The sequence below is a fragment of the Hymenobacter sp. B1770 genome (assembly GCF_049896385.1).
GTDB lineage: Bacteria > Bacteroidota > Bacteroidia > Cytophagales > Hymenobacteraceae > Hymenobacter.
The window spans coordinates 51,892-70,521 of record NZ_JAFCUF010000007.1 but is presented as its reverse complement, the minus strand read 5'-3'; the positions used below and the strand labels follow the sequence as shown (position 1 = coordinate 70,521).

The following is an 18,630-nucleotide window of genomic DNA, read 5'->3' as shown; positions in this document are numbered from 1 at the left end:
TTGAGTAAAATACCTGCCATGAGGAAATCCCTGTCGTTTCTGTTGCTGCTGCTGGTGCTGCTAAGTTTTGGGGCCAGCACCCTGAGCAGCTGCGCCCGCCGCACTGCGCAACAGAAGAAAACCAGCTGGTACAAAAATCACAGCGGCGGCAAATCGGTGCCATGCCCCTGCGGGCATTAGCTGCAGCGCTTATGGCTGCCGATGCTTTATCATTCTTATTCAGGTAGGTTTTTAAATTGCAATTTCGTTTCTCCTGAAAGCTTTGGCTAGCCAAGTACCCTGCGGGGGAGTCAGCCCGCGTGCCGCGGCTGTGGCACGATGCTTTCCCAAAGGCCTACGTCAGTCCATGGCCGGCCTCCCAAACCGCATTGAGAGATGAGCGGCCATTCGTGAAGAGCAGGCCACTGTTGAGCGAGCAAATGCTGGCCGCCGACCGGAAAAAAAGGACCAACTCGTTGCTACTCGTGAAATTTAGAAAAACAATTAGTGACAAGTGCCGGTGGCTATAGGAAGTGCCGCACCAAGTTATACCGCTTAAAATGATGAACAAAGCAATTCCCACCCCCCTCGATTCCATTGAGGCTGCCGCCGAGCAAGTACGTGCGCAGCTAAACCTGAAAGCCTTCGACGCCGAAGCCGTGGCCCACCTGGCCAACTTTATTGAAGCGCAGCGCGGCGTGTTGCCCGCTGCCGACCGCCCGGGGGTAGTTATGGCTCTGGGGTGCTTTTTGGGGCACTGCCTGGTGCAGGTGTACCGGGGCGAATGGGGCACCGGCCGCGACGGCACAACGGGCGTGGGCTTGGGCGAAAGATTTTTTTTCAACCCCTTTCATTTGGTCGATGCTCAACTGAATGAGGGAGAAAGCGCCTCGGTAGCGGCTTTTTTTGCTTCGGTTCCTGCCCGCCTGAAGACCCCTCCCGCCGTTCGTAAGGCTTGGATTTCGTAATCTTGCGGGGCCAATGGCCGCCCGCGTCGTTATGAAACAACTCGTTATCGCCATTGATGGTTACTCTTCCTGCGGGAAAAGCACTACTGCGAAAGCTGTGGCTTCGGCCCTGCATTACGCCTACGTCGACACTGGGGCCATGTACCGCGCCGTGACGCTGTACCTGCTCGAGCACCAGATTGCCTTCGATGATTTGGCACGCGTAGAGCAGGCCCTGCACACCTTGCAGGTTAGCTTCCGCCGCAACCGGCGCACGGGGCGCAACGAAGTATTCCTGGATGGCGTGAACCGTGAGGACGACATCCGCCAGATGGTTATTTCTAACTCCGTAAGCGAGGTGTCGGTAATTCCCATGGTGCGGCACGCCATGGTGGCTCAGCAGCAGCGCATGGGCCGCAAGCGCGGCGTGGTGATGGATGGCCGCGATATTGGCACCACGGTGTTTCCGGATGCTGAGGTGAAGGTGTTCATGACGGCAGACGTAGTAGTGCGGGCCCAGCGCCGCCAAATTGAACTGGCCGACAGCGGCGAACAAGTAGCCCTCGACGATATCATCGAGAACCTGCGCAAGCGCGACCACCTCGACTCGACCCGCGCCGAAAGCCCCCTTCGCCGCGCCTCCGACGCCGTGCTGCTCGACACCACCCACCTTGTGATTGACGAGCAGGTTGATTTTGTGTTGGAACGCGTGTCGGCGGCGTTGTTTGCGCCGCACGTGTAAGCGCTTAAAATTAAGCTTTTTACTTGTTTAGGAAATGAGATAATAGCTTTATTGTCAGTGCTATACGAAGCCGCTCCCCAGTAAAATTAAGGCCGTAAACACGAGCTGGTCGCCACCCGCCCAGCGGGCTATTTTAAATACTAATGCCACCATACCAAACACGGTGCCGGCGGCCAATAGCATAAGCGCGTGCTTAGTTTTCATAAGTAGTTAAGCGAAGTAGCAAATGTACTTCGGGCAGCGGAGAGGACTTGTAAAGTCCTGCTGCCGTGAAGCGAAAAAGAGGAACATTGGCTTTCCTTTTGCTGAGTGCGCTGCGGCAAGGCCGTACCTTTGTCCCGGCGAACCCCATGGCGCCGCGCCGTGTTATACTCTCAGCATGAACGTCACGATAGATAAAAATTCCGGCTACTGTTTCGGCGTAGAATTCGCCATTCAGATGGCCGAAGACGAATTGGCCCAGGGTCAGCAACTCTACTGCCTGGGCGATATCGTGCACAACCGCATGGAGGTTGAGCGCCTGCATCAGCAGGGCCTGCGCATTATTGACCGGGAACAGCTGGCCAATCTGCACGACTGCAAGGTGCTTATTCGGGCTCACGGCGAGCCGCCGGAAACTTATCAGCTAGCCTTGCAAAACAACCTGGAGCTGATTGACGCCAGCTGCCCGGTGGTGCTGAAGCTGCAAAACCGCGTGAAGCACGCCTTCGACCTGAGCCAGCGCCAGAACGGCCAAATTGTGATTTACGGCCAGCCCGGGCACGCCGAAGTAGCCGGCCTCACCGGGCAGACCGGCAACCGCGCCATCATTGTGATGAACGAGGCCGACCTGGACCAGATTGACTTTGCCCGCCCAGTCACGCTTTTTAGCCAAACCACCAAAAGCACGGCCGGCTTTTACAAGATGAAGGCCCTGATGGAAGCCCGCATCGCGGCGGCCGGCGGCGAGCTTGACAGCTTCGATGCCAACGACAGCATTTGCCGGCAGGTAAGCAACCGCGAGCCGGCCCTCAATAAATTTGCCGCCGAGTACGACGTGGTGCTGTTTGTGAGCGGCCGCAAGAGCTCGAATGGCAAGGCGTTGTTTTCGGTCGTAAATGCGGTGAATCCGCGCAGCTATTTCATCGAAAACGAATCAGAGATAGACGATGAATGGTTGGTAGGGGCCGAAACAGTGGGGATTTGCGGTGCCACCAGCACTCCGCTGTGGCTGATGCAGCAGGTAGCGGAGCGGGTGCAGGGGGTAGTGGCCTAATAAGGCCTTTTTAAGTAGGTCATTAGAGGCGGTATCTTGCTGGAAAATTTAGCCAGAAAAGATGCGCCAAGTTACCTTTATTAGCATTTGTATTGTGATAGTTTTGGGCAGTAATTGGCTGCCAGCAGCTGCTCAAACGGTGTCACCAGCCAAACACGGCTTAGCGGGTGTTTGGGAAGATGTTGACTTCAACGTGGGGTATGATTTCACGCAAACCTTCGAGTTTACGAAAGCCACCGTCACCGGCCCCGACGGCAAAACGCACGAGGTGTATGTTCCGTTGAGTTCGCCCGGATTTGCCGATTTGCTGCCCTTTTTTAGACGTAAGGAGGACATCGATAAGTTTGGAAGCGTGCCGCTCAACATCAGCGTGGACAAGGTGCAGACCATTCAAGCCAATGGTTATTACTTTGAACACCTGATGTTGAAGGGCAAGCGGCAGCACATTCTGGGCGCCCGGCTGGTCAACGGGCCCGTGGAGTTGTTCAATTACACTAAAACCAAACGCATTTCGGAAAGTGGCCCCAACATGTACACTAACAGTTACACCGTGTATCCGAAACGGCACTGGTACCTGCGCCGACAAGGAGAACTAGTGGAGGTGTCGCGCAATAATTTCATCCCTCAGCTGACAGAATATTTTAAGGACGAGCCGGCGGTAGTGGCGGCCCTAACCAACCAGGAGCTTCGCTACCGCGACATGGTAGCCTTGGTGATGGCCTACAACGAGGGCCAGGCCAACGCCACAGCCAAACCCTGACAGGTCACCGCGGCGGTTCCGAATACAATTCCTGCTCGTACAGCCGCTGGCTTTCGCCATCAAACGCCACAAAAACTGCTTTTTTAGGAAACTCGTGCTCCGCAAGCCATTGCTGCACTTCGCGGATGGCAATAGTTGCTGCTTCTTTTTTTTAGGGTAGCCATAAATCCCGGTGCTGATGCCCGGAAAAGCTACCGTAGCTAACCGATGCTCGGACGCTAAGGCTAGGCAATTGCGGTAGCAACCGGCTAAGAGTTCGGGCTCGCCCTTGTTGCCGCCGTTCCACACGGGCCCAACGGTGTGGATGACGTGGGTTGCCAGCAGGCGCCCGCCGGTGGTGATGACAGCCTCGCCCGTTTTGCACCCGCCTTGGCGGGCCCGGATTTTTTGGCAGTCTTCCAAAATGGCGGGGCCACCCGCGCGGTGAATGGCCCCGTCTACTCCGCCACCGCCGAGCAGGCTGGAGTTGGCTGCGTTGACAATGGCGTCGGCCTGCTGCTTGGTGATATCGCCTTGAACGACTTGAATGCGGGAGGATATAGCAAGGTGCATGGCAGGTGTGAGGTGGGAAGGATACGACCACAAAAATGGTCGCAAATACCCCTATGAACGGGCTTAGCTAGAAAAGCGAGCCCCGAGACTTACGTTTCAGCGGCCTCAATTGCTGCCCGGGCTTGGTCAAATGACGCTTCGGCAGTAGCAAATTGTGGTCGCCTGGGTAGGAAGGTAGTTTTGACCATCAACTTCAAACAACCACTAACCCCCACGCTCATAGAACCCCTGAACCGCAACCCCTTCCTTTGGCAGAAAGCAAAATCCCGCACCAAATTCAAAGCCGCTTTGCTCACGTACAACTTGGTGAATGCTGGACTGTGGACCGTCTGGGCCCTGATTTCTTCGCATTACGACCGGTTCTTTCCCTGGCCGGTATTTGTGTCGTTTTTCTGGGGAATGGGGTTGGTAGGACGCGGAGTTGCGGCCTATGGAGGCTTCAACTACGAGCAACGCACTCAGCGGGAATACGAGCGGCTGCTGCGTGGGCAGGCAGGCGGGGCCAGTGAGCCTCGTACTTAAGCACTGCCCAAAACGCGGCTGCTACTAGCGCGTCATCGTGCCTTCGCTGGCCAAGTAAGACGTGTCCGATGCCGTCAGCTCCTCGCTAACCTGGGACCGGTGCCAGGCAAGCAGCAGCAACTGGACCTGAATAACCAACCAGGCCACCACCATCGGCACCGCTTTCATCTTGTACACGTCCAGGTAGGTTTCCCGGATGTAGGAAGGCATCAGGTCGGTTGACGAGATTGAGGTAAAGATGAAGGCAAACCAGAACAGCGGCCAGCCCAGCCGCATGTAGCGACCGTAGTATATAAACCAGAGCATAAAGCCCGTGACGGCAATGATGAACGTGGGCGACTCAGCCATCTGGTTGAATATGACCACGAAGATGAGCAGCGAGCACAAGTAGAGACGCTGGTAGTCGGGCTTGGACCAGGAGCGCCACCGCACAAGAGGCAGCAGCAGCAGGCCCATGCCAAGCGCCTGCACAATGCCTTTGTACTGCAGCGGGAAACCAAACCAGCTCTGCAGAATGCCGATAACCGAGAGCTGAATGCCCGTGGCCGATTCCCGCACAATGTCGTACCAGCCCTTGTAAATCATGAGGAAGGCCGGCCAGGAAACCACCAGCAGCGGCATGAAGGCCAGCACCACCATCCAGGCAGCGGCCCACAACGTGTTGCGCCAAAAGCCAGGGTAAAACAGAAACAGCAGTCCCACGGCAATGCCGTATACCTTGATGAACGCCGCCAGAGCTAAGCACAGGCCCGCCAGTGCCGCGCGCTGGTCTTTAAGGTGCACGTAGGTCCACATCATCAGGCCGGCGAGCAGGCAGTTGGCTTGCGAGTTGTGCAGGGCCGTGAGCACGTCGAAGAATACAAGCAGCAGGAAAATGGCTTGGCGGCGAGTGTCCGGAAACATTCGGCGGGCGGCGAAGTAGAACACCGCGCTGTTCACCACGTTCCAAATCATGAGACCCAGCCAAGCCGGAATTAGCGCCAGCGGGCCCATGAACAGGGCAAAGGTGGGGCTGTATTTGTAGGTGTCGTAATAGTAATCGGGGTACTCGAGGTAGAGGTTTTTCTCGGCCAGCAGGTTGAAGAAGGGCTTAACGAAAATCAGGTAGTTGTTGTAGGAGCCCGGGCCTTTGAGGTAGTGCTGCACCGAGATGATGACGGTGAGCACGGCATAGACCGCGCCCAGCACGTAAGGATTGAGCAGGTACGTCCGGAGACGGAGGGCAAAGTTGGGCACAGAAGGGGCAGTAAAATGAGGCTGCAAAGGTAGGTGTGCTGCCCTGGCGTTGAATGGTTCGCCCTACTTTTGCTTAGTCAAAGCCGGTTGGTTTTGAGTTCTTACCTACCCGTCTCGCCCGTGGATATATCGGTTGTCATTCCCATCTACAACGAAGAAGCCAACATCGGGGCCTTGCACCAGCGCCTGCGCCACGTGCTGGAAACCATGCCCCGGCCGGTGAGCTACGAGTTGATTTTTGTGAACGACGGCTCGCGCGACCAGTCGCTGGCCCTGCTGCTGGCCCTGGCCGACCGCGACCAGCACGTGCGCTACATTGACCTGAGCCGCAACTTCGGCCACCAAATTGCCGTGACGGCCGGCCTGGACGCGGCCACTGGCGACGCCGTAGTCATCATCGACGCCGACCTGCAGGACCCGCCCGAGCTTATTCACGACCTGCATGCCAAGCTGCTGACCGGCTACGAGGTGGTGTATGCCAAGCGCCGCTCGCGGCAGGGCGAAAGCGCGGCCAAGAAATTTACGGCCCGGCTGTTCTACCGCATCCTGGCCAGCATCACCAATATCTCCATTCCGGTGGATACTGGCGACTTTCGCATCATTTCGCGCAAAGTGGTGGAGGGATTGAAAATGATGCCGGAGCAAAACAAGTTTTTGCGAGGCCAGATTTCTTGGATAGGCTACCGGCAGACCTACGTGGAGTACGACCGGGCCGAGCGGGCCGGCGGCGAAACCGGCTACACCTACCGCAAGATGATTCGCTTGGCCCTGGACGGCATCACCGGCTTTTCCGACGCGCCCCTGAAAGCGGCTACCCTAAGTGGCTTTGTGGTGTCGGGCGTGGCCTTTTTGGTGATGCTATACACGCTGTACTCGCGCTTTGTGTCGCATGACTACGAGCCGGGCTGGGCCTCGCTCATGGTGAGCATTCTGTTTTTGGGAGGCGTGCAGCTCATTGCCGTGGGCATCATAGGCGAGTACATAGCCCGCTTGTCGGCCAACGTGCGCCAGCGGCCGCTCTACCTCGTGGCCGATACCAACATCACCCCGCCCGCCGTGTCCGCTAGCTAATCCAGCTGGGCGGGCTGCAGCGCCCACACCTGGAACTGGCCCACGCGGGCTACCTGCCGCCCGAGGTAGGGCCGCACCGTGGGGCTGCTCAGCGTGGTGGTGTCGTTGGTGTAGAGAAAGCGGGCGCCGCGGGCCACGCAGGCGTCGAGGTAGGGGCGGGTGCTACTGTCCGACGCCGGGCCGGCCAGCTGCTGGGGAGTATCAAAGCCAAAGCCTTTTTTGTGGAGGAAGTAAAACATCTTGCACCCTGACTCATCGGGGCCCACCACGCACAGGGCCCCGGCGGGCGTGGCCGCTGTGAGGGCCGCCCGGGTGGCGGGCGCATACAACTCGGTGGGGATGTCCGGGTCGCCGGTGGCCCAGCGCAGCCAGCCGATGCGCACAAACGCCCACACCGGCTGCACCAGCAGGAACAGCAGCAGCCACGGCCGGCCCTTGGGGTGCCGGGCCAGCCAGGCGGCGCCCCAGGTGGCCAGTAGCAGCAGCACCGGCAGCAGCGGAATCTGATAGTAGAGGTGAAACTGCATTTGGTGCAGTTCCAGCAGGTAGTAGGCCAGCAGCGCCCCGGCCCACGCCAGCCCCGGCAAAAACCAGGGGTGGCGGGTGGGGGCCTGCCGCACCAGGCGCACCAGGCCCACCACCAGCAGCACCAGCGCCCCGTAGCCAAGCAGCACCTCGGGCCAGTCCGATATCAGGTTGCGCTTGATGATGGGGAAGGCTACGGCAGGGTCGGTTTCGGGGCGGATGAGCAGCCCAAAATCGGCGAGCCCGCTGGTTTTGATGAGGTAATCGGCATAGACGTACCAAGCTAGTGGCAGCGTGACCGTGACGGCGGCGTAGCCCGCCAGCAGCAGCCAGTCGCGCAGGCTAAGCCGCCGCTCCAGCGCATCGCGCAGCACCAGCACGGCCATTGGAAAGCCCACAATCAGGAACTGCAGCTTGGTGAGGCCGCCCAGGGCCGTGGCCACCATGCTCAGGGCCAGCAGGAGGGGGCGGCGGGTGTCTCGCCAGCGCACAAATGCCCACAGCCCCAGCAGCGAGGCGGTGAGGGCCAACACATCAGGCAAGGCATTGATGCCGTGGAAGTACATTTCGGGGCTCCAGGCCAGGCACCAAGCGGCAATGCCGCCCAGCCAGTCGGCCCCGCTGATGCGCCGCACCAGCGCATAAAAGGCCCACACGCCCAGCATGTAAATGAACCAGTTGATTATTCGGGGCAGGCTTTCGTCGAAGCCCAGCAGGCGGTAGCTGCCGGCCACCAGCCATTCGTACGACGGGAAGTTGGCGCCGGTCACGCCGTTGGTGTCGAGACGGCGGTCTACGCTGGGGCGCAGGGGGTTCATGCCTTCTTCGTACAGGTTGCGGGCCACGGCCATGGTGTTGCACTGCCGCCACACGTGGGCGCTGTTAGGCGGCAGCCGGAAGAAGGGCACGTGCAGGGCCAGGTTGAGGCCCAGCAGCACGGGCCAGAACCAGCGGGGTAGGCGCCCGGTAAACAGAGAAGTGGTCAGGGTCATGAAAATAAGCGCAAATCGGGCGGGCAAAGGTAACCGGCGGTTTGGGGTACATTTGTTTCTCAGGCCAAGCTCTGCTCTACTTCGCTCTATGCCCATACCCCGTCTGCCCAAGCGCGTGCTCGGACGCCGCGAACTAGTCGACTTCCCCGCCTTCGCGCTGGGCAGCGTGGAAGCCAAGGTGGACACCGGGGCTTATACCAGCGCCATTCACTGCAGCAACATCCACATTCAACAGAACGCCGAACAACCGCCCAAGCTGGTGGTTCATCTACTCGACCCCGGCCACGCAGGCACCGACGGCCAACCCCTGACGTTTACCGATTTTGTGCTGCGCGACATCCGTTCGTCCAACGGCGAGGTGCAGGAGCGGTACGTCATCCGGACGGTGGTGCAGTTGTACGGGGAAGATTTTGAAGCTGAATTTTCCTTGTCCGACCGGTCCGATATGAAGTATCCTGTGCTGCTGGGGCGCAGCCTGTTGCGGCAAGGCCGCTTTGTGGTAGACGTAGCGAAACGTAATCTTTCTTATAAAACTTTGGCTCGTGCCGCTGCCCGCCGTGCGCGCCGCTAACTAAATTTGGTGCTTTGAGGGCGCGGCTACAGGGACGAGGCAAAGGGTGAGTGCCCCGGGCGCCCGCCATTTTCGCTTAATACCGCGTCGCTTCGGCTTATCTCCGCCTATCCTCGTACACCCCGCTCCCCGCTTTACCCATCATTCCATTACTCCACCAGATGAAACTGGCCATTCTTTCGCGTGAGCCGAAATCGTACTCCACCCAGCGGCTGGTGGAAGCTGCCTCCGCGCGGGGCCACGAAGCCATGGTTGTCGACCATTTGCACTGCAACCTAGTGCTGGAGAAAGGCAAGCCGGGCATCATTTACAAGGGCCAACGGCTTGAGGACTTCGACGCCATCATTCCGCGCATCGGGGCTTCGGTCACCTTCTACGGCACGGCCGTGGTGCGGCAGTTTGAGATGATGAAGGTGCGCACCGCCGTGGAAAGCCAGGCCATTGTGCGCTCCCGCGACAAGCTCCGCTCGATGCAGATTCTGAGCCGCGCCGGTGTGGGCATGCCCAAAACTGCCTTCACCAACTACTCCGAAGACGTGCCGGCCATGATAAACCAGGTGGGCGGCGCGCCCGTCATCATCAAGCTGCTGGAAGGCACGCAGGGCCTGGGCGTGGTACTGGCCGAGTCGGCCAAAGCGGCGCAGTCGGTGATTGAAGCGTTCCACAACCTCAAGGCCCGCATCATTGTGCAGGAATTTATTGCCGAAAGCAAGGGCGCCGACCTCCGTGCCTTCGTGGTCGACGGCGAAGTGGTGGGCGCCATGAAGCGGCAGGGCAAGGAAGGCGAATTCCGCTCGAACCTGCACCGCGGCGGCAGCGGCACCCTTGTGAAGCTCACCCGCGCCGAAAAAGCCGCGGCCCTGCTGGCCACCAAAGCCCTGGGCCTGGGCATAGCGGGGGTCGACATGCTGCAAAGCAAGCGCGGCCCGCTGGTGCTCGAAGTAAACTCCTCGCCTGGCCTGGAAGGCATCGAAAAAGCCACCAAACAGGACATCGCCGGCCGCATCATCGAGTACACGGCGCACTTGGCAGTCAAAAAAGAAAGAAAGCCCAAGGCCAAGAAGGAGCACGAGCAAGTCGACGTGCAGTCGGATATGCCCGGCGTGCAGTAAATATCTGCTTGATAAACTCCCCCTCCTCAGAAGAGGAGGGGATGTTCGAGCCATTGGCTCGAACGGGGGTGGTTGAACTCGTGCACGACACCCGAACGACTCGCAGCAGAATCGTTCAGGCATTGTTCAACGACTTCAACCACCCCAGCTGACGCTTCGCGCCAGCGTCCCCTCCTCATCTGAGGAGGGGAATGGTTCGTTGAGCGGAGCACGGCGATACCACTTCGGTTTCATAACTATCCCGTAACATTGCCGGCCCATGCCGCCAGTTATTCCTCCGTTTCATCTCAACGGCCTCACCATTCAGCCTGGCGAGCAAGTGCTTACGCGGCTTGTGATTTCCCGGCTGCCCTCGGGCACGGTGATTGATGTGCCGGTGCACGTGATGCGCTCTAATGAGCCCGGCCCTACGCTGCTGCTAATGGGCGGTATGCATGGCGACGAAGTGAACGGCATCGAAACCATTCGGCGACTGGTACGGCGCGAGCTGCTGCAGCCGCTGCGGGGCAGCATCATAGCCATTCCCATTCTTAATATTTACGGATTTCTGAATTTCAGCCGCGACGTGCCCGATGGCAAGGACGTGAACCGCTCGTTTCCGGGGTTTCCGCGCGGGTCGTTGGCCAGCCGGGTAGCGCACCGTTTCATGCGCGAAATTATGCCCCTGATTGATTACGGCATTGATTTTCATACCGGCGGCGCGGCGCGGGCCAACTTCCCGCAGGTGCGCTGCCTGCTGGGCGTGGACCCGGAAGTGGACGCCATGGCCGAAGCCTTCGCAGCGCCTTTCACGCTGCATGCGGCCCTGCGGCTGGGTTCGCTGCGGGAGGCGGCGCAGAGCTTGGGCAAGCGCATCATTGTATACGAAACCGGGGAAAGCTTGCGGCTCGACGAGCCCGGAATAGAGGGCGCGCTGGCTGGCACGCTGCGGGTGCTGCACCACCTGGGCATGGGGCCGCCCGCGCCGGTGCCGTCGCGGCCGGGCATTGTGTGCCGGCGGCACACGTGGCTGCGGGCGCGCTTTGCGGGCATCTTCCGGGCCCAGGTCGAAAACGGGCAGTACCTAAAGAAAGGCGACATCTACGGCTCAGTGGCTGACCCTTACGGGCAGCAGTCGGTGCGGCTGGAGTCGCCGGTGAGCGGCTACGTTATTGGGCTCAACCACATGCCCGTGGTGAACCAGGGCGACGCGCTGCTGCATATTGCGGTGCCAGAGTAGGTGGGGGCTGCGACGGACTTCCCGTAGTTAATATAAATAATTGCGCGAGGGTAAATGGCAGGTACTATCCATGGCCCGGCGCCGTTCCCTACTTTTGTCCTTTCCTCATCTTCACTTGTCAATGAAAAACCCCGTTCAGTTAACCTTTAATGTTGTGCTGCTGCTGGCTGTGGCTGTGCTGTACTTCCTGCATTTCAGCAACCGGCCCGTAGCGCCAGCCATTGCTACTGATAAATCGATGGCCGTTATGGCTTCGCCCGACCTGAACACGGCCGAAACTGCCGCCCCCACCGAGGAGACTGTAACCACCTCCCCCGCGGCCAGCCCTGCGCCCGTTGCCACTGCCCCCGCGGCCAGCATGGAGGGCAAAATTGCCTACGTGGAGTCGAGCAAGATGCTCGACGGCTACCAGGGCATGAAGGACGCCCGCAAGGCGTTTGAAAGCAAAGCCCGTGGCTGGGAGCGCGAGAACCAAGCTATGCTGACCAGCTTCAAATCTGCCGTGGAAGCCTACCAGAAGCAAGCCCCGACCCTGTCGGCGGAGCAGCGCGCTGCCTCCGAGCAGAAGCTGCAGGAGCAGCAGCAGCAGGTAGGCCAGAAGCAGCAGCAGCTCCAGGCCCAGGCCCAGGAGGAAGAAGCCAAGCTGACCCAAAAAGTGCTGGAAAGCGTGAACAAGAAGGTGGAGGCCTATGGCAAAGCCAAGGGCTACAAGCTGATTCTGATTGCTGCCCCCAGCGGCACCATTGCCTACGGCCAGAAGGACCTCGATATTACCACGCCCGTGCTGGCGTACCTGAATTCGGAGTATAAGAAGTAGCCGTTAGCAAAGCCTCCTGTGGAGTTTTTGCAGCCATAACGGGCTCGATGCGCTGAGCGCCAGGTAAGAAAGACGTCAGGTCTAAAGAACGTCATGCTGTGTTTTACTCGGCATGACGTTCTTTTTTTATGCTGTCCATACAACCATACGCCAGGGAATTACCTCTTCCATAAAATCCCCTTCTGACGTTGGGGCGATGCCTGTGCCTATCCGGCTTCGGTGGCTTTACTGCCTATCCTTTCTGCATGAAAATACCTTTACGAATAGCCCTGCTCAGCTGCGTGTGGCTGGCACAGCCTGCTGCTGCCCAAGCCCAGCCGACCGGTCGCTTCACCATCAGCGGGTACGTGCGCGATGGTGCCACCGGCGAAAGCCTGCCTGGCGTGGCCGTGGTGCACCCAGCCAGTGGACAGGGCACCACCACCAACCCTTTCGGGTTTTATTCTCTCACGCTGCCCGTAAGCACCGACTCGGTGCGCCTGCTGGTGTCGTCGCTGGGCTACGAGCGGCAGCGCCTGGCCCAAAAAGCCGAGCGCAGCTTCACGCACGACTTCCGCCTGAAGGCCTCGTCGGCCGAGCTGGCGGGCGTGGAAGTGGTGGGAACCCGCGAGGAAAAGCTGGCCGAAAGCACCCGCATGGGCACTATCAACGTACCGGTGGCTCAGATAAAGCTGCTGCCCGCGCTGTTTGGCGAAACCGATGTGCTGAAGGTGCTTCAGCTGCTGCCCGGTGTGCAAGCCGGCGGGGAGGGGCAAAGCGGCCTGTATGTGCGCGGCGGCTCGCCCGACCAGAACCTGCTGCTGCTCGACGGCACGCCGGTATACAACGCCTCGCACCTGTTCGGCTTTTTCTCGGTGTTCAACGCCGACGCCATCAAGAATGTGGAGCTGATTAAGGGTGGCTTTCCGGCGCGGTATGGCGGGCGGCTGTCGTCGGTGGTCGACATCACGATGAAGGAGGGCAACATGCAGAAGTTTCACGGGGAGGGCGCCATTGGCATCATTGCGTCGCGCCTCACGCTGGAAGGTCCCATCAAGAAGGACACGGCCTCGTTCATCTTCTCGGCTCGCCGCACCTACATCGACATTCTAGCCCGGCCTTTCATACTGGCGCAGACAGATGGATTAACTGCCGGCTACTATTTCTACGACCTCAACGGCAAGCTGAACTGGAAGGTGAGTGCCCGCGACCGCCTCTACCTGAGCGGCTACAGCGGCTACGATGAATTTTATGCCGACGACGAAACCAAGCGCGAACAGGGCCAATACTACAAGCAAACCAGCGCCCTGGGCTGGGGCAACCGCACCGCCGCCCTGCGCTGGAACCGCGTGATAAACGACCGGCTGTTCGTGAACACCCACTTCACCTACACCCGCTACCAGTTCAGCGTGGGCATCGAAAGTGAAGACCGGTTTCTTAATAGCAACAATCAGTTGCAAACCGACAAGAACGCCCTCACTTACCTGTCCAACATCCAGGACTTGAGCGTGAAGTCAGACTTCGACTACTTGCCCAATCCCAACCACTACATACGTTTTGGGGGGCAATACATCCGGCACCTGTTCCGGCCCGGCGCCTTGCAAACGAGTGGCAGCGTCGACCCTGCGCAAAACCAGGTGCTGGGCCGCCGTATCTACGCCGACGAAGCCAGCATTTACGGGGAGGACGACGTTAAGGTGACAGACCGCCTGAAGGTGAACATCGGGGCACGCTTCAATAACTTCCTGGTTGATAAAAAGCTGTACCCCTCGCTGGAGCCGCGCCTGGCCGCACGCTATTTACTCACGGAAGACTGGTCGCTGAAAGCCTCCTACGCCCGCACCACGCAGTTTATTCACCTGCTCACCAACAGCGGCATTGGCCTGCCCACCGACCTGTGGGTGCCTGCCACGGCCAAAATCAAGCCCCAGCGCGCCCAGCAAGTGAGCGCCGGGGTGGCCCGCAACCTGCGCTTCAAGGACGAGGACTACGAGCTGAGCTTCGAGACCTACTACAAGCCCATGCAGAACCTGATTGAGTTCCGCGAGGGCGCTGATTTCGTGGGGACGTCCGACGACAACTACGAAAGCAAAATCACGAGCGGCAATGGCTTGGCCTACGGCGGTGAGGTGTTTGTGCAGAAGAAATCGGGCCGCACCACCGGCTGGCTGGGCTACACGCTGGCCTGGAGCACCCGCCGCTTCGCGGAGCTGAACCAGGGCCAAACCTTTCCCTACAAGTACGACCGGCGGCACGACCTCAAGCTGGTGGTCATTCACGAGTTCAGCCCCACGCTCACGCTCTCGGGCACGGCCGTGTACGGCAGCGGCAACGCCACCACGCTCTCGCAGGGCCGCTACCAGCTGGGGCCATTCGAGGCGTTTGAGGACTACGGCTCGCGCAACAGCTACCGCATGGCCCCCTACCACCGCCTCGACCTGGACCTGAGCAAAACCAAGAAAAAGCGTTGGGGCGAAATCGTGAACAGCTTCAGCGTGTACAACGCCTACAACCGCCGCAATCCTTATTTCATTTACCTGGGCCGGGGGCAGGGCAGCGACGAACTGAGCTACCGGCAAGTGTCGCTGTTTCCCATTCTGCCATCTTTTAGCAAGACGTTCCGGTTTTAATTCCGGGCGAAAGTCATTCCAGGTATTCCCGCCCTTTGCATGAAGTACATCTCCTTAACGCTGCTGCTGGCTGCCGCCGCCCTAGCCGGCTGCGAAACCACCGTAGACCTGCCCGAGCCGCCGCACACGCCGCGCGTGTCGCTGCTTTATACCCTGACCACGGCCCCCCAAGACTCTTCTTTTCAGGAGTTGTATTCCGGCCGCCAACTCTACATAAGCAACAGCCAGCGCGTGTTCGACACCCGGGAGCTAACCGGACGCAAGGATGCCACCGTGGAGCTGCGCAACACCAGCGGCAGCGTGGTGGAGCGCTACCGGCCCCTGAGCGGGGTGAGAGGCACTGGTTACTATCAGGGTTACTACCGCCCCGTGCTTGGTTTCCAGCCCCAGCCTGGCCAAACCTATACCTTGCGCGCCGCCCTGCCCGGCCTGGAAACCGTTGAGAGCACCCTCACCATGCCCGCGCCAGTGGTGGTGGAAAGTGCCACCTACACGCCCCGCACCACCGCGCCGGGCGGGAACGCCAACGACAATCGCGGCCGCCTGACCGTGGTGCTGCGCGACGACCCCGCCGTGGCCAACTACTACCTGGCCTTTGCCCACGTGCTCGACCAGCAAGGGCGGCCCGGGGATAATGGGGCAGGTGTGTACGAAGACTTCGACAGCGACATTGGCGCATCCATTGGACAGTTTCAGCTTTCGAGCCCACGGCAGCAAGGGCAATACAGTATTTATCCCTTTGCCGACACCGATGTAAGCGGGCAGCGCATTACCCTGAGGAGCGACGTACGCTTATTTAATCATTGCTTCCAAGGCAGTTGCTCTTCGCCTGCCTTCATCGAGGTGCACATTGTCAGCATCACGGCCGATGCTTACAACTTCTACCTGTCGCGCCGCCGCTATTTCGACAGCGACGGAAACCCCTTCGCCGAGCCTGCTCCGCTAGTTTCCAACGTGCGTAACGGGTACGGCTTGTTTGGCGGCGCGGCCGATGTCATGTATCGTATCCGCCTCTAGCGGTTGTGCATAGTCGGGCTCATCTGGCTGAAGGAGGAAGCACCGTTCATTAAACCCGAGCAACTTCGCGCTGTCAGAAACAGTAAAAACCTTGGTTTCACTTAATCAGCTTGTTACGATGAAAACTCGCTCGTTTCTGATGGTGCTGGCCGTGCTGCTTCTGGCTTCGTTGGGGGGGCGGGGCGTGGCCCGGGCGCAGGTGGTGGTAGTACACGGCGGCTACTATGGCCCACCGCCCCGGCTGTATTATGGCCCCCAGTACTACCCGCCTCGGCCCAGGGTGGTATATGTCGTGCCGCCGCCCGTGGTAGTAGTGCCCGCTCCGTATTGTGCGCCCCGGGCTTATTATCCTCCTCGGCCTTACTATGGTCCACGGGGTCGCCGTTTTGGCCGTTGGTGAGGCTAAAAAACCAGTTAGTTCTGAAAAGCTCTGCTACCCGGTAGCGGAGCTTTTTTTATGAGAAAATAGCGGGAAAGCTGTTGGTGCAAAGCTGTGCCAATAGCAGAAGTGCTACTGGTTTAAAATGCTGAATGGGAGATATAACTGTAGCTTACTGCATCTGCTAGGGGCCTTGTAAAGTGGTGAGATTTTGAACACCTGGCCCAATTGCACGTACCTAATGGTATGTCAGAGTCACCTCCACTTGCTTCGAAGAAGTGCCCGAATTGCCATCAATGGTCCATTTGGCAGCAGAGTCCCAACGACCGCTGCGAGCACTGCGGCGAACTGCTCGACCCACAGGCACAGAAAAGCGCCGTGGCGCGGGAGAAGCTCGCCAATCAGAAAATGCCCTCCGTGGTGCTGATGGAAATCAACCCGGAAGATGGCCCGATAAAACGCTTTTTTAAGACAATTGTGCGGGGCGGACAACTGGCATTTGCCGCCATCCTTTCTTTTATTGTTTGGGTAGTGGCCGTGGTAGCGGGATAAGATTGTATGCGTAAACCCTGGCCCGAATTTCGACATCCGTTGTTTGTAGTCTCCGTGCTTTTGTACGTGGCCTACCAGCTCAACCGGTACGTGCTGCATTGGCCCATGCCCGCGTTGCTCACCAGCTACCTGGGCGACTTGGCGGCCATGCCCGTCATGCTCAGCCTGGCCCTGGCCGCGCAACGGCGCATGGTGGCGAAGTCGCGGGCCTTTGTGCTGCCCGACCTGTGGCTGCTGGCTGCCTGGGCCTACGTTTCAGTTTTCTTCGAAGCCATTCTGCCGTATTTCTCGGCTACGGCCGTGGGCGACCCGTTCGATGTGGTGGCGTACGCCTTGGGCACTCTGGCGTTTCGCCAGTGGCTCAACCGCCCGGGCTAAGCTCAGGGGTGCTGCACAACGGTGGCCGCTTCGGCCTTGGCATCCTCTTCTTCGGCTTCAATGGGCTTGGGGGTGCTGCGCAGAAGCAGGTACCCCGCCGTGCCCGCTACCAGCGATGCCAGCAGAATGGCCAGCTTGGCTACGGCTTCGCCGGGCGAGTTCTCGCCCAACGCCAGCAGCGTGATGAACAGTGACATGGTGAAGCCAATGCCCGACAGCATGCCCGCCCCCCAGATGTGCCGCCACAGCACGCCCTTGGGCAGGGAGGCCCAGCCCAGGCGTACGGCGCCCCAGGCCATCGCTCCGACGCCCAGGGGCTTGCCCACCACCAATCCCAGAATGATGCCCAGCGCCAGCGGCGAGGCCAGCTCGCCAAATACGGCAGCGTCGAGGGCGAGGCTGGTGTTGGCAAAGGCGAAGAGGGGGATGATGCCGAATGCCACCACGCCGTGCAGGCGTTGCTCCAGCTTCTGAGCGGGGGAGCTAATGGCTTCCGATAAAAACTCCAGCTCCTCGCCAATGGTGGCCGGGTCGCCTTCGGTGGTGTTAAACTCTGCTTTCAGCAAGGCCAGTCGCTCTTCAATCATGGTCAGCAGCTCGGGCCGGCTGTAGCGGATGTTGCCAGGAATGGTAACCGCCAACAGCACGCCCGCCAGCGTGGCGTGCACGCCCGACTCCAGGGTGAAGTACCACAGCACGATGCCCAGCGGCAGGTACACCCACAAGCTGCGGGCCCCCATCCAGTTGAAGAGCAGCAGAATACCCCAGGTGCCCAGACCCAGGTAGAGGTAGTTGAGGTGCAGCTCGCGGGTGTAGAAACCGGCAATGACCATGACCGCGCCCAGGTCGTCGACAATGGCCAGCGCGGTCAGAAACAGCTTCACCGCCAGTGGGATGCGCGGTCCCAGCAGCTGCAGCACGGCCAGGGCGAAGGCGATGTCGGTGGCCATGGGAATGCCCCAGCCGCCGGCCGTCGGTGTGCCCCGGTTCAGGAGCACATACAGCAAAGCCGGCACCACCATGCCGCCGATGGCGCCGGCTAGGGGCAAGGCGGCCTGCCGCATCGACGACAGCTCCCCGTTGGTGACTTCCCGCTTGATTTCCAGGCCCACTATGAGAAAGAAGATGGCCATCAGTCCGTCGTTTATCCAGTGCAGCAAGCTCTCGTCCAGGTCTACCCCGAAGAAAGTGAGGCGCAGGTGCTCGCTCCAGATAGCCGGGAAGTAGCGGGCCGGCCCCCAGTCGATGTTGGCCAGGATGAGGGCCAACACGGCGCTTATCATCAGGACTATGCCGCCCGCCGCCGACAGGCGAAAAAACTCAACGAACGGGCGAATCAGTGGACGGACGATTTTGGCAATTATCATATCAAGAGCAAGAAATAAGCGAATTCAA

Annotated in this window: 21 protein-coding genes; 16 read left to right on the top strand and 5 right to left on the bottom strand. The window is 59.7% G+C overall.

Going from position 1 to position 18,630, the window contains the following annotated elements:
- The first annotated feature begins 18 nt into the window (after positions 1 to 18).
- From ACP7AJ_RS14885 to cmk, 3 genes are all read left to right on the top strand, one after another.
- Complete coding sequence (locus ACP7AJ_RS14885; RefSeq protein WP_426061004.1) at positions 19 to 180, top strand: hypothetical protein; 162 nt, start codon at positions 19 to 21, stop codon at positions 178 to 180.
- A 359-nt stretch (positions 181 to 539) separates the two neighbouring features.
- A complete protein-coding gene (locus tag ACP7AJ_RS14880) occupies positions 540 to 947 on the top strand; it encodes a hypothetical protein (protein WP_426061003.1) in 408 nt (135 codons plus the stop codon).
- 31 nt (positions 948 to 978) lie between these two features.
- Positions 979 to 1,668 (top strand): (d)CMP kinase, encoded by a 690-nt coding sequence (gene cmk, locus ACP7AJ_RS14875; protein ID WP_426061002.1) that lies wholly within the window; start codon positions 979 to 981, stop codon positions 1,666 to 1,668.
- A gap of 60 nt (positions 1,669 to 1,728) precedes the next feature.
- Here cmk and ACP7AJ_RS14870 read toward each other — a convergent pair whose 3' ends face one another.
- Complete coding sequence (locus tag ACP7AJ_RS14870) at positions 1,729 to 1,872, bottom strand: hypothetical protein (RefSeq protein WP_426061001.1); 144 nt, start codon at positions 1,870 to 1,872, stop codon at positions 1,729 to 1,731.
- Between the two features lie 175 nt (positions 1,873 to 2,047).
- Here ACP7AJ_RS14870 and ACP7AJ_RS14865 point away from each other — a divergent pair, with 175 nt between their 5' ends.
- Together ACP7AJ_RS14865 and ACP7AJ_RS14860 are read left to right on the top strand one after the other, a co-directional pair.
- Complete coding sequence (locus tag ACP7AJ_RS14865; RefSeq protein ID WP_426061000.1) at positions 2,048 to 2,923, top strand: 4-hydroxy-3-methylbut-2-enyl diphosphate reductase; 876 nt, start codon at positions 2,048 to 2,050, stop codon at positions 2,921 to 2,923.
- 139 nt (positions 2,924 to 3,062) lie between these two features.
- Positions 3,063 to 3,683, top strand: coding sequence for a hypothetical protein (locus tag ACP7AJ_RS14860; protein WP_426060999.1), 621 nt, complete (start codon positions 3,063 to 3,065; stop codon positions 3,681 to 3,683).
- On the opposite strand, the gene ACP7AJ_RS14855 is transcribed toward ACP7AJ_RS14860, so the two are convergent.
- Positions 3,594 to 4,235, bottom strand: coding sequence for an O-acetyl-ADP-ribose deacetylase (locus ACP7AJ_RS14855; protein ID WP_426060998.1), 642 nt, complete (start codon positions 4,233 to 4,235; stop codon positions 3,594 to 3,596). The two genes, ACP7AJ_RS14860 and ACP7AJ_RS14855, sit on opposite strands and share 90 nt — an antisense overlap.
- A gap of 180 nt (positions 4,236 to 4,415) precedes the next feature.
- Here ACP7AJ_RS14855 and ACP7AJ_RS14850 point away from each other — a divergent pair, with 180 nt between their 5' ends.
- Positions 4,416 to 4,757: a 2TM domain-containing protein gene (locus ACP7AJ_RS14850; protein ID WP_426060997.1), complete on the top strand. Its 342-nt coding sequence runs from the start codon at positions 4,416 to 4,418 to the stop codon at positions 4,755 to 4,757.
- A 24-nt stretch (positions 4,758 to 4,781) separates the two neighbouring features.
- Here ACP7AJ_RS14850 and ACP7AJ_RS14845 read toward each other — a convergent pair whose 3' ends face one another.
- Positions 4,782 to 5,993, bottom strand: coding sequence for a glycosyltransferase family 87 protein (locus tag ACP7AJ_RS14845; RefSeq protein ID WP_426060996.1), 1,212 nt, complete (start codon positions 5,991 to 5,993; stop codon positions 4,782 to 4,784).
- 93 nt (positions 5,994 to 6,086) lie between these two features.
- Here ACP7AJ_RS14845 and ACP7AJ_RS14840 point away from each other — a divergent pair, with 93 nt between their 5' ends.
- Positions 6,087 to 7,064, top strand: a complete 978-nt coding sequence (locus tag ACP7AJ_RS14840) for a glycosyltransferase family 2 protein (RefSeq protein ID WP_426060995.1) — start codon at positions 6,087 to 6,089, stop codon at positions 7,062 to 7,064.
- Here ACP7AJ_RS14840 and ACP7AJ_RS14835 read toward each other — a convergent pair.
- Positions 7,061 to 8,581 (bottom strand): ArnT family glycosyltransferase, encoded by a 1,521-nt coding sequence (locus ACP7AJ_RS14835; RefSeq protein WP_426060994.1) that lies wholly within the window; start codon positions 8,579 to 8,581, stop codon positions 7,061 to 7,063. The genes ACP7AJ_RS14840 and ACP7AJ_RS14835 overlap by 4 nt on opposite strands.
- An 88-nt stretch (positions 8,582 to 8,669) precedes the next feature.
- Here ACP7AJ_RS14835 and ACP7AJ_RS14830 point away from each other — a divergent pair, with 88 nt between their 5' ends.
- The 9 genes from ACP7AJ_RS14830 (at position 8,670) to ACP7AJ_RS14790 (ending at position 17,235) form a co-directional block, all read left to right on the top strand.
- A complete protein-coding gene (locus tag ACP7AJ_RS14830) occupies positions 8,670 to 9,152 on the top strand; it encodes an ATP-dependent zinc protease (RefSeq protein WP_426060993.1) in 483 nt (160 codons plus the stop codon).
- A 161-nt stretch (positions 9,153 to 9,313) separates the two neighbouring features.
- A complete protein-coding gene (rimK, locus tag ACP7AJ_RS14825; protein ID WP_426060992.1) occupies positions 9,314 to 10,264 on the top strand; it encodes a 30S ribosomal protein S6--L-glutamate ligase in 951 nt (316 codons plus the stop codon).
- A gap of 259 nt (positions 10,265 to 10,523) precedes the next feature.
- Positions 10,524 to 11,483: a succinylglutamate desuccinylase/aspartoacylase family protein gene (locus tag ACP7AJ_RS14820; protein ID WP_426060991.1), complete on the top strand. Its 960-nt coding sequence runs from the start codon at positions 10,524 to 10,526 to the stop codon at positions 11,481 to 11,483.
- A gap of 121 nt (positions 11,484 to 11,604) precedes the next feature.
- The gene (locus ACP7AJ_RS14815; RefSeq protein WP_426060990.1) at positions 11,605 to 12,300 is read left to right on the top strand and encodes an OmpH family outer membrane protein; all 696 of its coding nucleotides are present in this window, start codon (positions 11,605 to 11,607) and stop codon (positions 12,298 to 12,300) included.
- Positions 12,301 to 12,545: 245 nt separating this feature from the next.
- Positions 12,546 to 14,909: a TonB-dependent receptor gene (locus ACP7AJ_RS14810; protein ID WP_426060989.1), complete on the top strand. Its 2,364-nt coding sequence runs from the start codon at positions 12,546 to 12,548 to the stop codon at positions 14,907 to 14,909.
- A gap of 39 nt (positions 14,910 to 14,948) precedes the next feature.
- The gene (locus ACP7AJ_RS14805) at positions 14,949 to 15,926 is read left to right on the top strand and encodes a DUF4249 domain-containing protein (protein ID WP_426060988.1); all 978 of its coding nucleotides are present in this window, start codon (positions 14,949 to 14,951) and stop codon (positions 15,924 to 15,926) included.
- Between the two features lie 118 nt (positions 15,927 to 16,044).
- Entirely contained in the window at positions 16,045 to 16,326 is a 282-nt protein-coding gene (locus ACP7AJ_RS14800) for a hypothetical protein (protein WP_426060987.1), read from the top strand.
- 225 nt (positions 16,327 to 16,551) lie between these two features.
- Complete coding sequence (locus ACP7AJ_RS14795) at positions 16,552 to 16,857, top strand: hypothetical protein (RefSeq protein ID WP_426060986.1); 306 nt, start codon at positions 16,552 to 16,554, stop codon at positions 16,855 to 16,857.
- Between the two features lie 6 nt (positions 16,858 to 16,863).
- Positions 16,864 to 17,235, top strand: a complete 372-nt coding sequence (locus ACP7AJ_RS14790) for a hypothetical protein (protein ID WP_426060985.1) — start codon at positions 16,864 to 16,866, stop codon at positions 17,233 to 17,235.
- A gap of 2 nt (positions 17,236 to 17,237) precedes the next feature.
- On the opposite strand, the gene nhaA is transcribed toward ACP7AJ_RS14790, so the two are convergent.
- On the bottom strand, positions 17,238 to 18,602 hold the full coding sequence (gene nhaA / locus ACP7AJ_RS14785) for a Na+/H+ antiporter NhaA (RefSeq protein ID WP_426060984.1): 1,365 nt from the start codon (positions 18,600 to 18,602) through the stop codon (positions 17,238 to 17,240).
- Positions 18,603 to 18,630 lie beyond the last annotated feature (28 nt).

Excerpts from the sequence above, each read along its gene's own strand:
- ACP7AJ_RS14880 (WP_426061003.1), top strand. The coding sequence starts at position 540 with ATGATGAACAAAGCAATTCCCACCCCCCTCGATTCCATTGAGGCTGCC.
- rimK (WP_426060992.1), top strand. The coding sequence starts at position 9,314 with ATGAAACTGGCCATTCTTTCGCGTGAGCCGAAATCGTACTCCACCCAG.
- ACP7AJ_RS14830 (WP_426060993.1), top strand. The coding sequence starts at position 8,670 with ATGCCCATACCCCGTCTGCCCAAGCGCGTGCTCGGACGCCGCGAACTA.
- ACP7AJ_RS14795 (WP_426060986.1), top strand. The coding sequence starts at position 16,552 with ATGTCAGAGTCACCTCCACTTGCTTCGAAGAAGTGCCCGAATTGCCAT.
- ACP7AJ_RS14810 (WP_426060989.1), top strand. The coding sequence starts at position 12,546 with ATGAAAATACCTTTACGAATAGCCCTGCTCAGCTGCGTGTGGCTGGCA.
- ACP7AJ_RS14800 (WP_426060987.1), top strand. The coding sequence starts at position 16,045 with ATGAAAACTCGCTCGTTTCTGATGGTGCTGGCCGTGCTGCTTCTGGCT.
- ACP7AJ_RS14805 (WP_426060988.1), top strand. The coding sequence starts at position 14,949 with ATGAAGTACATCTCCTTAACGCTGCTGCTGGCTGCCGCCGCCCTAGCC.
- ACP7AJ_RS14790 (WP_426060985.1), top strand. The coding sequence starts at position 16,864 with ATGCGTAAACCCTGGCCCGAATTTCGACATCCGTTGTTTGTAGTCTCC.
- ACP7AJ_RS14815 (WP_426060990.1), top strand. The coding sequence starts at position 11,605 with ATGAAAAACCCCGTTCAGTTAACCTTTAATGTTGTGCTGCTGCTGGCT.
- ACP7AJ_RS14820 (WP_426060991.1), top strand. The coding sequence starts at position 10,524 with ATGCCGCCAGTTATTCCTCCGTTTCATCTCAACGGCCTCACCATTCAG.
- ACP7AJ_RS14865 (WP_426061000.1), top strand. The coding sequence starts at position 2,048 with ATGAACGTCACGATAGATAAAAATTCCGGCTACTGTTTCGGCGTAGAA.
- ACP7AJ_RS14835 (WP_426060994.1), bottom strand. The coding sequence starts at position 8,581 with ATGACCCTGACCACTTCTCTGTTTACCGGGCGCCTACCCCGCTGGTTC.
- nhaA (WP_426060984.1), bottom strand. The coding sequence starts at position 18,602 with ATGATAATTGCCAAAATCGTCCGTCCACTGATTCGCCCGTTCGTTGAG.
- ACP7AJ_RS14855 (WP_426060998.1), bottom strand. The coding sequence starts at position 4,235 with ATGCACCTTGCTATATCCTCCCGCATTCAAGTCGTTCAAGGCGATATC.
- cmk (WP_426061002.1), top strand. The coding sequence starts at position 979 with ATGAAACAACTCGTTATCGCCATTGATGGTTACTCTTCCTGCGGGAAA.
- ACP7AJ_RS14885 (WP_426061004.1), top strand. The coding sequence starts at position 19 with ATGAGGAAATCCCTGTCGTTTCTGTTGCTGCTGCTGGTGCTGCTAAGT.
- ACP7AJ_RS14870 (WP_426061001.1), bottom strand. The coding sequence starts at position 1,872 with ATGAAAACTAAGCACGCGCTTATGCTATTGGCCGCCGGCACCGTGTTT.